The sequence below is a fragment of the Marinobacter gelidimuriae genome, assembly GCF_000372805.1.
Taxonomy (GTDB): Bacteria; Pseudomonadota; Gammaproteobacteria; order Pseudomonadales; family Oleiphilaceae; genus Marinobacter; species Marinobacter gelidimuriae.
In genome coordinates, this window is sequence record NZ_KB889828.1 from 119,274 (window position 1) to 130,421 (window position 11,148).

General features: G+C 55.9%; 12 protein-coding genes and 1 tRNA gene. 2 read left to right on the forward strand and 11 right to left on the reverse strand.

The annotated features are described in order from the left end of the window. Window positions 1–49: 49 nt before the first annotated feature. From A3OI_RS0101760 to A3OI_RS0101805, 10 genes are all read right to left on the reverse strand, one after another. The gene (locus A3OI_RS0101760; RefSeq protein WP_018402637.1) at window positions 50–256 is read right to left on the reverse strand and encodes a bacterioferritin-associated ferredoxin; all 207 of its coding nucleotides are present in this window, start codon (window positions 254–256) and stop codon (window positions 50–52) included. Window positions 257–332: 76 nt separating this feature from the next. Further along, window positions 333–1,637: a Xaa-Pro dipeptidase gene (gene pepQ / locus A3OI_RS0101765; protein ID WP_018402638.1), complete on the reverse strand. Its 1,305-nt coding sequence runs from the start codon at window positions 1,635–1,637 to the stop codon at window positions 333–335. Beyond that, window positions 1,627–2,544, reverse strand: a complete 918-nt coding sequence (locus A3OI_RS0101770) for a LysR family transcriptional regulator (RefSeq protein WP_026223945.1) — start codon at window positions 2,542–2,544, stop codon at window positions 1,627–1,629. The genes pepQ and A3OI_RS0101770 overlap by 11 nt, the downstream gene beginning before the upstream one ends. Window positions 2,545–2,606: 62 nt before the next feature. Beyond that, window positions 2,607–3,620 carry an ABC transporter ATP-binding protein gene (locus A3OI_RS0101775; protein ID WP_018402640.1) on the reverse strand — a complete coding sequence of 338 codons (1,014 nt, stop codon included), beginning with the start codon at window positions 3,618–3,620 and terminating at the stop codon, window positions 2,607–2,609. Then, entirely contained in the window at window positions 3,617–4,615 is a 999-nt protein-coding gene (locus A3OI_RS0101780) for an ABC transporter ATP-binding protein (RefSeq protein ID WP_018402641.1), read from the reverse strand. The genes A3OI_RS0101775 and A3OI_RS0101780 overlap by 4 nt, the downstream gene beginning before the upstream one ends. Before the next feature lie 4 nt (window positions 4,616–4,619). Next, on the reverse strand, window positions 4,620–5,552 hold the full coding sequence (locus A3OI_RS0101785) for an ABC transporter permease (RefSeq protein ID WP_018402642.1): 933 nt from the start codon (window positions 5,550–5,552) through the stop codon (window positions 4,620–4,622). Further along, window positions 5,549–6,598 carry an ABC transporter permease gene (locus A3OI_RS0101790; protein ID WP_018402643.1) on the reverse strand — a complete coding sequence of 350 codons (1,050 nt, stop codon included), beginning with the start codon at window positions 6,596–6,598 and terminating at the stop codon, window positions 5,549–5,551. Before A3OI_RS0101790 ends, A3OI_RS0101785 begins: the two co-directional genes overlap by 4 nt. A 123-nt stretch (window positions 6,599–6,721) precedes the next feature. Next, window positions 6,722–8,284, reverse strand: coding sequence for an ABC transporter substrate-binding protein (locus tag A3OI_RS0101795; protein ID WP_018402644.1), 1,563 nt, complete (start codon window positions 8,282–8,284; stop codon window positions 6,722–6,724). 178 nt (window positions 8,285–8,462) lie between these two features. Beyond that, window positions 8,463–9,194, reverse strand: a complete 732-nt coding sequence (locus A3OI_RS0101800; RefSeq protein ID WP_018402645.1) for an LrgB family protein — start codon at window positions 9,192–9,194, stop codon at window positions 8,463–8,465. Next, window positions 9,187–9,555: a CidA/LrgA family protein gene (locus A3OI_RS0101805; protein WP_018402646.1), complete on the reverse strand. Its 369-nt coding sequence runs from the start codon at window positions 9,553–9,555 to the stop codon at window positions 9,187–9,189. The genes A3OI_RS0101800 and A3OI_RS0101805 overlap by 8 nt, the downstream gene beginning before the upstream one ends. 103 nt (window positions 9,556–9,658) lie before the next feature. On the opposite strand from A3OI_RS0101805, the gene A3OI_RS0101810 reads away from it, so the two are divergent. Continuing rightward, window positions 9,659–10,195: a YaeQ family protein gene (locus A3OI_RS0101810; protein WP_018402647.1), complete on the forward strand. Its 537-nt coding sequence runs from the start codon at window positions 9,659–9,661 to the stop codon at window positions 10,193–10,195. 134 nt (window positions 10,196–10,329) lie between these two features. Continuing rightward, window positions 10,330–10,406 (forward strand) — tRNA-Arg (locus A3OI_RS0101815). Window positions 10,407–10,823: 417 nt separating this feature from the next. Here A3OI_RS0101815 and A3OI_RS21420 read toward each other — a convergent pair. Next, window positions 10,824–11,090, reverse strand: a complete 267-nt coding sequence (locus A3OI_RS21420; protein WP_081622860.1) for a GIY-YIG nuclease family protein — start codon at window positions 11,088–11,090, stop codon at window positions 10,824–10,826. Window positions 11,091–11,148: the final 58 nt, after the last annotated feature.

Genomic DNA, 11,148 nt, shown 5'->3' on the forward strand with positions numbered 1-11,148 from the left:
CGTTATGGCAATAGTTAGAATCGCTGCGGTAATAAAGGTAGCCAGGCACTCAGGCCGGGTGGGCCAGCACGCCGGCCAATGCCATATAATCTGGAGCGTTGTAACCGCGGAGGATTTCACGAGCGGTTGGTGCGCAGCGGCCGCACTGGGTGCCCACGCCCAGTTCTTTACCCAACTGACGCATGGACGTTACACCGTTGTCCGCTGCGGCACGGATATCACGATCGGTTACGCCGTGGCAAAGGCACACATACATAGGGCTCTCACTTACGCAATGAAATGTTAGTGATAATTATTGCCATTGCGATCTTAAAGTTCAAGCCCTTTGCGGATTAATTTTCGTTCAATCTGCTCAGATTTCGTGCACCCGTCTCGGTCACCAGCACGTTGTCTTCCAGCCGCACACCCCCGCAGCCCTTCAGTTCACCCAGTATCGCGGTGTTGATATGCTGCGCCAATGGTCCTTTTAGCAAGGGTTCCAGCAGCGAAGGGATGAAATACAGACCTGGTTCGATGGTCACTACCATGCCGGCTTCCAACGTTCGTGTCAGACGTAAAAACGGCGCTTCCGCTGGCGACGGTACGGGTTTCCCAGCCACATCGTGCACCTGTATGCCTAGAAAATGGCCGATGCCGTGGGGGAAAAACACCCGGGTGACACCCTGCTCTACCATGGCTTCATCGCTGATACCGCTTACCAGCCCACTGGCACTGAGTAGCGCAGCGACACCGGAGTGAGCCTTGCGGTGAATGGCCAGGTACTCAACACCCGGTGCAACCATCTTGCACAAGTGTTCGCGCAGCAGGTCCATACCTTTTACCAGTGCTGCGAACCGGCTTTCGCCCGCGGCCGCGTAGGTACGGGTAATGTCCGAGCAGTAACCGCGATAGCGCACACCCGCATCCATCAACAGGCTGCGGGACTGCGCCGGTGCCGTGGTGTCGTAATACTGGTAATGCAAAGTACCGGCGTGTTCGTTCAAGCCGATAATGCTGTGATAAGGCGCCTGGGTTTCACGCTGCAAGGTAGCCTGCTGATACGCCAGGTTGATCGCAAATTCACTGGCGCCATCGGCGAACGCCGCGGCTGCAGTCTGGTGGCCTGCCAGCGCAATATTATTGGCACGGGTCAGGCAGGCCACTTCATAGTCGGTTTTGTGCATGCGGGTTTCATCCAGAGCCGCCGTCAAGGCCGCCGGATTATGGTCACCTGGCACGGCCGTAAGCAGCGCCGGATCGCCCACAACGGCCAGCCCTTCACTCTGGCTGGTCCCAGCCGGCAATGGCGGCAGGCCGCGTGTGGCAATGTAGCGAATATCCATTGCCTGCTGCCAGGGCTCGCTTGGCAGCTGCAAAGTCGCGTGCCAAAAATCCACCGGCTGATACAACCACAGCACCGGCGTTGCACCTGTCTGAATCAGCAGCCAGGCGTTTTCGTAACCGGTCAGGCCGGTCCAGTGCAGGAACGGGCCAAAGCCCTGGAAAGGCGCGCCCTGGTCGTCACCGTAGCGCACGGGTGTTGCGCCGGCGCTGATCAACAGAGCGCTGTAGCCGAGGTCCGCCAACGCTCGCTGGTAGCGCTGCTGCAATTCGGCAATGTGAGCAGGTTGCAGGGCCAGAATTTGGTTATCGGTCATATTGAGTTTCCAATGTGTTCCAGAGTGTATTGAATTCTTGGGTACGGGGTTGGCTCAGGCGCAGCAATCGAATTTCCAGTGTTACGTCCCATCGCTCATCGCCGGCGCGCACCAGGCTGCCAGATTCTTCGCTTTTTTGTGCCATGCGCTGGGGCAACCAGCCCATGCCAAAGCCTTGCTTTACCAGCGCTTTTACGCTGGCCGACTGAGCATTTTCATTCAGCGGCAACAGGTTGGCGGTGATCTTCTGCCGCGCAAGATGGGTGGTAATGGCGGGCTGTAAAAACCCCCGCGGATGGTAAGCAATCAGCGGCACCGGCTGCGCTGCGCTGCCAGGCAGAACAAAACGCGGGGCGCCCTGTTCGTCGCCGATGCTCAGCGGTATCAGTGCCTCCTTTGACAGGGTCAGGGAGCGGTAGGCGCTGCTGTTGAGCCGCTCACGCCAGGGCAGGTCTTCATGCCAGTAGCACAGCACGAGATCGCAGTCGCCGTTGTCGAGCGCGTCCAGAAATTGCTCGCCTATCCAGTTGGTGGCCTTTAGGTTCAGTTGCAGTCGCTCGGCTACCCCGGCCTGTTGCGCCCAGGTCTGGTAAAAGTGGGAGAACAGACCCTGGGTAGAACCCACACTGATGCGGGCACTGGCTTCGGATTCAAGGTGTTTTACCCGCTCGCGGGTGTCGCGAACATCGCGGGTGACCCGCGCGCACAACTCGGCAAAAACCTCACCCGCGGGGGTCAGCGACAGTGGCAGCGTCTGGCGGTTAACCAAGGTTGCACCCATGGCGTCTTCCAGCAGGCGAATACGCCGGCTGAAGGTAGGCTGGCTGACGTGTTGAAGCTCAGCCGCACGGGAAAAATGGCGGGTGCGGGCCAGCGCCATAAAATCTTCCATCCAGCGTACTTCCATATTCCCCCCCACGGCTTTGCGGACCATTGGCTTTGCATCATAACGCATCGGCTAACGGGTTCTCACAAACGGCCTTCTTCCACACCGTGGCAGGCCACCTGGCCCCCGCTATCTGTGGCGAATAATTCCGGGATTTCCTGGCGGCAACGATCGTTGGCGTAAGGGCAGCGGCCATGGAACACGCAGCCCGGGGGCAGGTCAACCGGCGTGGGCACCTCGCCCTGCAGGCGAATGTAATTGGGCCGGCCGTCTTCCAGCCGCGGTATCGCGGACAGCAATGCCTGGGTGTAAGGGTGCCGCGGGGTGGCAAACAACGCCTTGGTCGGCGCCAGTTCACACACCCGGCCCAGATACATCACCGCCACGCGAGTGCCAAAGTGCTCCACCACCGCCAAATCGTGGGTGATAAATAGATAGGTCAGATTGCGCGATTCCTGGGCGTCCATCATCAGGTTCAGCACTTGCGCCTGAATAGACACATCCAATGCCGAAATGGGCTCGTCCGCCACAATAAATTCCGGATCTACCGCCAAGGCGCGGGCTATGGCAATACGCTGACGCTGGCCACCAGAGAACTCGTGACCAAAGCGGCTGCCCCAATCCGGATCAATCCCCACCGATTGCATTACATCCTGTACTTTATTAAGCACGTCGGCTTTGCTCCACTCGGGGTGGTGAAAGTGGATCGGCTCTTCGAGGGTTTGCTGAATGGTCATCCGCGGATTCAACGAGGCATAAGGGTTCTGAAAAATCATCTGCATTTTGCTGCGGTACGGCAACAGCGCTTTGCCTTCCAGCGTGTCGATGCGCTTGCCTTCGTAGTGCACTTCACCGGCGGTGGGCGACAGCAGGCCCATAATGGTGCGGGCAACCGTAGACTTGCCACAGCCAGACTCCCCCACGACGCACAGCGCTTCACCTCTGAACACTTGCAGATTCACGCCGTTGATGGCGTGTACCGCTTCCTGTTTGCGCTGAAAGCGACCGTTTTTAAAGCTGATCTGCTCCAACAGGCTGCCAGTCAGATCGAATTTCTTCTCCAGACCGCGAATATCAACCAACGGCGAGGCGCTCATGGGGCCACCTCCCGGGCTTGCTGTTCTTGTGCAATCAAACGTTCTACCTCATAGCAGGCCACATCTACATTACCGGCCCGCACATAATCAGGCATAGTGCTGCGGCATTCATCGGTGGCGAATGAGCAGCGCGGGTTAAACGGGCAACCCGTGGGTACATTCTTTAACGACGGCATGGCGCCCGGTATCTGGAACAACCGCGCACCGGGCTCGCCCATTTGCGGCAACGCGTTTATCAGCCCCTGGGTATACGGGTGCTGGGCATCGTTGATGATTTCCCGGGTAGGCCCCTGCTCGATAATGCGACCGGAGTACATCACCAGCATGCGCTGGGACACCTGAGATACCACACCCAAATCATGGGTAATCAGCATCAGCGCAACGTTTTCCTGTTCGCACAAATCCAGCAGCAGAGCCATGATCTCGGCCTGAATGGTTACATCCAGAGCAGTCGTGGGCTCATCCGCAATAATAATCTCCGGGTCTAGCAGCAAGGCAATGGCAATAATCACCCGCTGGCGCATACCGCCAGACAGTTCATGGGGGTATTGGTTCAGGCGTTTCTCGGGCGATGGAATCTGTACCTTGCGCAGTTTGTCTACCGCAATGGCCCGCGCGTCTTTGGTGCTGATCCGGCGGTGGGCCTTGATGGCTTCGACCATCTGGGTGCCAATGGTCAGCACCGGATTCAGGGTCATCATCGGGTCCTGAAAAATCATGGCGATGCGGTTGCCGCGGATTTTCCGCAGTTCACGCTCGCTCATGGCCGCCAGGTCTTTGCCTTCAAACAGAATCTGCCCGCCGGCAATGTAGCCCGGCTGCGCTATCAGATTGAGAATGGAAAATGCCGCCACGGATTTACCCGCGCCGGATTCACCCACCAGGCCCAGCCTTTCGCCTTTGTCCAGCGAAAAGCTGATGCCCCGCAGGGCTGTCAAATCGCCACCGCGCACGGCAAAGCGAACATTCAGATTTTTTACTTCCAGCAATGCCATCGGATTATCCCTTGTACAGCCGTGGGTTCATTACATCGCGCAGCCAGTCACCCAGCAGGTTGATCACCAGCACCAACACCACCAGCACCAGGCCGGGCAGCAGGGTGATCCACCAGGAACCGCTCTGAATGTAGTCGAAGCCGGATTTGATCAGCGAGCCCAGCGACGGCTGGGTTTCTGGCATGCCCAGGCCAAGAAACGACAGAGCCGCTTCGGAAATAATGGCGTTGGCAATTTGCACCGTACCAATCACGAAAATGGGCGACAGAGTATTGGGCAGAATGTGGCGGAACATAATGCGATTGGTACGAAAACCCATCACCTTGGCCGCATCCACGTATTCCTTTTTCTTCTCTGCCAGCACCGAGGCTCGCACGGTGCGGGCAATTTGCGGCCATTCGGCCAACCCGATGATAAAAATCAGCATGTAAATGGCGATTTCACCAAACATCAGGCTGCCAAAGCTGGCCTTGAACACCGCGCCCACAATAATCGCCACCATCAAGGTAGAGAACGACAGCTGCACGTCGGCGATGCGCATCAGAATGGCGTCTACTCGACCGCCCATGTAGCCGGCCAGCAGACCAAACAAAATGCCCAGTACGGCTTGCAGAATAACCGCACCAAAACCGATCATCAGCGACACCCGGGTGCCGTACAAAATGGTCGACAGCATATCCCGGCCCTGGGCATCGGTACCCAACGGGAAGGCCCCGTCGGCGCCGCTCATACCAACCGGCGGTAACTCCGAGTTCATGATGTCGATCAGCGCCAGATCGTAAGGATCAGTCGGTGCTAACAAGGGTGCGAAAATCGCCGACAGAACCATCGCCAACAATACGATGAAGCTGATAATGGCGACCTTGTCGCGCTTGAAGCTGTACCAGAGGAAAGAGTCGCGGACGCGAGCCCAACGGGAGACAGTCGCGGTCATCATGCTTTTTTACCTGTCAGTTTTACAGTGGGGTTCACCAGGCCGTAGATCAGATCCACAATCGTGTTGGTAATCACAAAAACCAACCCCACCACCATCAGGTAGGCCACAATCAGCGGAATGTCGCTGCGGGTAATGGCTTCCAGAAACATCAGGCCCATGCCCGGCCACTGGAATACGGTTTCGGTAAGAATGGTGTAAGCGACCATGATGCCGAGTTGCACACCGCCTACGGTAATGACCGGCAGCATGGTGTTTTTCAGGGCGTGCAGAAAGTTGATGCGGCCGGAAGACAGGCCCTTGGCCCGGGCGTAGCGAATGTAGTCGCTTTGCAGCACCTCCATCATTTCCGCACGAATCAGCCGGATAAACAGCGGCAGCATTATAGACGCCAGAGACACGCAGGGGAGCACCAGGTGCCAGAGGCCGTCTGATGAGAAAAACCCTGAATTCCAGGTGCCGAACAAATGGGTAAGCTCATCACCGCGACCGTAAGAGGGCAAACCGCCATCGGTAGACAGCGCACCATTCAGCCAGGCGCCCCAACCGGTATCCGTTGGGAACATTTCAATGGTAACCCCAATCGAAAACAGCTGAATCAGCATAATGGCGGTCAAAAACACCGGAATCGAAATGCCCACGGTGCTGATGCCCATAAAAAATTTCGACAGAAATGCCTGCGGACGAATGGCCGCGTACACCCCGATGGGCACCGAGAACACCATAATAATCAGGCTGGCACCAATCACCAGTTCCAGCGTAGCCGGAAGGTGTTCCGCAATAACCTGTAACGTAGGCTTGCCGTAGAAGTACGAAATGCCCAGATCTCCCTGCAGGGCATTGCCGGCAAAGCGCACATACTGCACGTAAATCGGGTCATTCAGCCCCATCTCGTCACGCAGTGCATCGCGCTCCTCAAGCGACACCGACATGCCCACCAGTTCCTGCAGCGGGTCACCCAGGCCGTCCTGAATGGCAAACGCGATCATGCTGATCACGAACATGACCAGAAATGCCTGAGAAATCCGTTGAACCAAAAACGCTAGCATGGAAAATGTCCGGATTAGGCGTCAATAAAAAAACCGGTTGCGGGCGCCCTGGGTAGAGTGGGTGCCCGCAGCCGGCCGGGTTTTACGGGTTGATCAAGTACTGTTGAGAGTGATCAGAGACGATTACTCGACCACCAGGTCTCCCAAGTACGGGAGGTTCATCACGTTCAGAATGGGGTCAAGTTTCACATTTTTCTTTGAGGCCCAGGCCAGATCCTGCCAGTGCAGCGGAATAAACGCAGCGTCGTCATACAGGCGTTGTTCTGCTTCCTGCAACATCTCAGCGCGTTTTTCACGATCGGTTTCAACATTGGCTTTTGCCACCAGCGCGTCTACTTCCGGATTACAGTAGTTACCCGCGTTGTACTGGCCAGCGCCGGTGTCGGCGTTCGGGCAGAAGGTCAGGAACTCGAAAAAGTTCGCAGAGTCTTCGGTATCGGCGTGCCAGCCAATCAACATCATGTCGCCTGAGCGAGCATCAAATTCCGGCCAGTACTGGGCTTTGGGCAGCGTTTTCAGGTCAACCGTGATGTTAATGCGCGCCAGCATGGCCGCAGCCGCCTGAGCGATTTTGTCATCGTTCACGTAGCGGTTGTTCGGCGACATCATGGTGATGGTAAAGCCGTCTTCGTAACCGGCTTCCTTCATCAGTTCCTGCGCTTTTTTCACATCATAACGCAGCTTCAAAGATTCGTTATGGCCAGAATAGCCGGCCGGTGACATCTGCGCCGCGGGTGTCGCAAAGCCTTTCATGATTTTAGCCGCAATGCCTTCCTGGTTAATGGCGTAAGCCACCGCCTGGCGCACTTTGGGATTCTTGAAGGCTTCAACACGATCCTGGTTCAGGTGGAACATGATGATGCGGGTACCGCTCATGGTCACCAGGTCTGTGTCTTTGTCGCGCTTGATGCGGTCCAGATCGGTTGGCGGTACCGGAGCGATAAAATCCACACCGCCAGACAATAACGCCGATACGCGGGTGTTGTTTTCTTTGATGGGGGTCAGCACGATTTTCTTGACGTTGCCGGGCGATGCTTCATCCCAGTAATCGGCAAAGCGTTCAAACTCCATACGCACGCCCTGCTGGCGCGACGTAACCACGAAAGGGCCAGTTCCCGATAGATTGCCCGAGGCAAAGGAACTGCCGTGCTTGGAAATGGCCGCTTTGCTTTGGCCGTCTTCGGTTTCACCCGAGTAGAACTCGCTGTCTAGCGGGAAAATATACGTCGCAGTATTCAGCAGTAGCGGGTAAGGCTCGGCGGTAACCAGCTCAAAGGTGTAGTCATCAATCACGTTGATGCCGGTAAACGGTGCAAAGATCGCCTTGTAATCGGAGCTTTCTTTCAAACGCTCGTAGGTAAATTTCACGTCTTTGGTGGTCAGCTCGTTACCGGAGTGGAACTTAACGCCCTCGCGCAGCTTGAAGCGCATGGTTTTATCATCCACACGCTCCCAACTTTCCGCCAGGCGGGCGTCAAAACCCAGGTCTTTGTTCCAGCGTATCAGCGGGTCAAAGCTCATGTGTGACAACTGCAGCATACCGCCAGACAACTGCTCGTGGATGTCTAAAGTGACGGGGTCGGCGTCGTACGCCATTTTCAGTTCTTTGGTCGCTTCAGCAGACAGCGCCAAGGGCGCTGCGGCCAAAGCCATAGAGCCAACAAATGCGGTCAGTAGCTTTCTCATCGCGTTTTCCGTTGCTGTTTTAAGAATTGTACGGACGAATCGGCGCTCAAGAACGCCAGATACCCACTAACAACCTAGTCAACTCACAGCTAAACGGCAATTGAAATTGCGACATACCCCTATACACAAGATGCATACAAGCGCTTGAATGAACGCACGGGTTGGAGTGAAGAGCCTGTCACAGGTTGAAAAGAACCGGCAGCAGCAGCGCGGTAAACAGCCCTGTCAGGCTCATGCCCAATGAAGAAAAAGCACCTGCGGTACTGCTGATTTCAAACGCCCGCACGGTGCCAATGGCGTGGCCATTCAAGCCGAGCGCAAAACCGATCACCCGCTCATCCGTAATTTTCAGCAGGCGGGTGGCTACCTCGACGCACAAGGTGGTAAATACGCCCGTAATCAACAGAGCCGCCATCAACATCGGAACCGAGCTGCCAATGATGCCACCAATACCCAGAGCGATGGCTGCCGTAACCGATTTTGGTGCTAGCGACGCCATAACCGTTGGCGACGCACCCAGCGCCCAGGCAATTACCAGCGTGTACAACACCGCCAGCGAGGCGGCTATAGGCAAGGTGAGAACGATAGGCCAGAGCATGGCACGAATATGATGAATGTTTTGATACAGCGGCACGCCCAGCGCCACTGTAGCCGGGCCCAGCAGCAGCATTAGCCAGCTCGCACCTTCGCGATAACTGTCTGGATCTAAGCCTAGCAACGCAATCATGCCGGCCAGAATGGTGGCTGCGGGCACAACCGGTGGCAGCCACACCGGGCGGCCAATAGCGATGTACACACTGTTCGCTGCAAAAAACGCCAATATAGTCATCGCGATGGCCAGCATCGGCGTGTCTGCCAGCACGTGAGACAGCGTCAGTAAACGCTCCCAAACCGTCAACGGACTATTCATGGTTGTTTGAGCCAGAGGGCAGTTTGCGCGCCAGCACATTTAATAAAACCAAGGTGGTGACCACACTCAAAAAGGTGCCCACCAGCAAAGACACACTCACCGCCAGCCACTGCCCGGTGAACTTACCGGAGATGAAAAATATCTCTGTCAGGCCGGGCATGATCAGCAAAATAAGCACCGAGATCAGAGCCTGGCTGGCACTGGCCACAGCATTGCCCACGCCACCGGTCGCCATAAAATACAGCGTGAGCAGCATCAACCCCAGAATGCCGCCGCTAATCGGCACTAGAAAAACCAGCCGCAGTGATTCCCCTAGCAGGAAAAACAGCACCAGAATCAGAAAACCCCGTAATATCGACATAGGCGGCGCCCAGCTACTCCCTAAATGAATTACACTCGTCGCGCGCATTGTTACTCACGCACCACAAGGGCGCAAACCATCCCGCTGTTACCACAGGAAACCCATGGCGCTCAAAGCTACCATTTTCAAAGCCACGCTGAATATTGCCGATATGGATCGTCACTATTACGCCGACCACCAGCTAACTCTGGCCCGCCACCCGTCTGAAAACGACGAACGCATGATGGTGCGGCTACTAGCGTTTGCACTAAACGCCAGTGACCAGCTGGAGTTCACAAAAGGCCTGAGCTCAGACGACGAGCCGGAGCTGTGGCAAAAAAACCTGAGCAACGAAATTGAACTTTGGATTGAACTGGGCCTGCCAGACGAAAGCCGCCTGCGCAAAGCCTGTAATCGCTCAAAACAGGTAATCCTGTACACCTATGGCGGCCGCGGAGTCCCCATATGGTGGGACAAAAATAAAGCAAAACTGGCCCGTTTTAACAACCTGACCTGCGTGAATCTGGACCCGGAAGCCACCGAACAACTGGCAGGCCTGGCCCAGCGCGCCATGAGCCTTCAGGTAACCATTCAGGACGGCGAAGTGACCTTCAGTAATGAACACGGGCTTGTGGCCCTAACGCCCGAGCCGTTCGCATGACTAAGCTGAGTTGCCCTCTTGTACAGGACCAAACCAGCAAATTAAGCGTTGCTGCCCGGCAAAGGCTGGACAGTCGCCCGCGGCAAACGTAAGATTACGCACTCGAAATTAGCGCATAGCCGTTAAGCTCGTAAGCGCCCGTAGCTCAGCTGGATAGAGTACTGCCCTCCGAAGGCAGTGGTCACAGGTTCGAATCCTGTCGGGCGCACCATATTATTTAACAAAAACCGCCACTTACGGATTATGCCGAGTGGCGGTTTTTCGTTGCAGACTACTCTAGGTGACATATAGGTGACACTCGGAGAAGTTTGAAACGTAAGGTAACAGCCCACCCACTCTCACCAGGCCGTTACTCACCCTCGCTCCAGCAACATGAGAACCTGGCGCAACCGCTAAGATGAGCTTACTTCGGAATTACGGGTTTCCATGGTAACCATCCAAAATCAGCGGTTTCCATGGATACCAAAGTGGATACCTCTGTTTTGGATACCGCCGTATATCTTTGACAGAACCTATGGAGTAAAACCTTGGTTTCCCTGTTAACCCCTTTGTTAACCACCCTTTGGTAACCAGGGATGAAGCCGGACCAAGCGCAATAATTTAGGTCTTAAACTAGCTCAAGCCCCAGTCATTCATCGCCTTTCTTCAAAACCAGTCGCTCGATGGTGTTATCCATCCGGTACCTGGCAATGCTGCCATGGACGATTTTGGTAACTACCTGCCGAGCGGTATCGAGCTCGACATCGAACCACTCTCTTGGCCGATAGGTGCCGCCATCGCGGCTGTGCAGGGTGACATTCAAATGCTGGTGGTGAAGCATGGCGTGAACCAGTCGTCCAAAGCAGTGTGGTTCTGGTAATCTGGCTCTCGGTTCGTTCACCCCATCGACTGCCATATTTTTAACATTATGCACCAGCAGATCTTGGTGCAAGGCCCGCAATGGAATGGGCTAC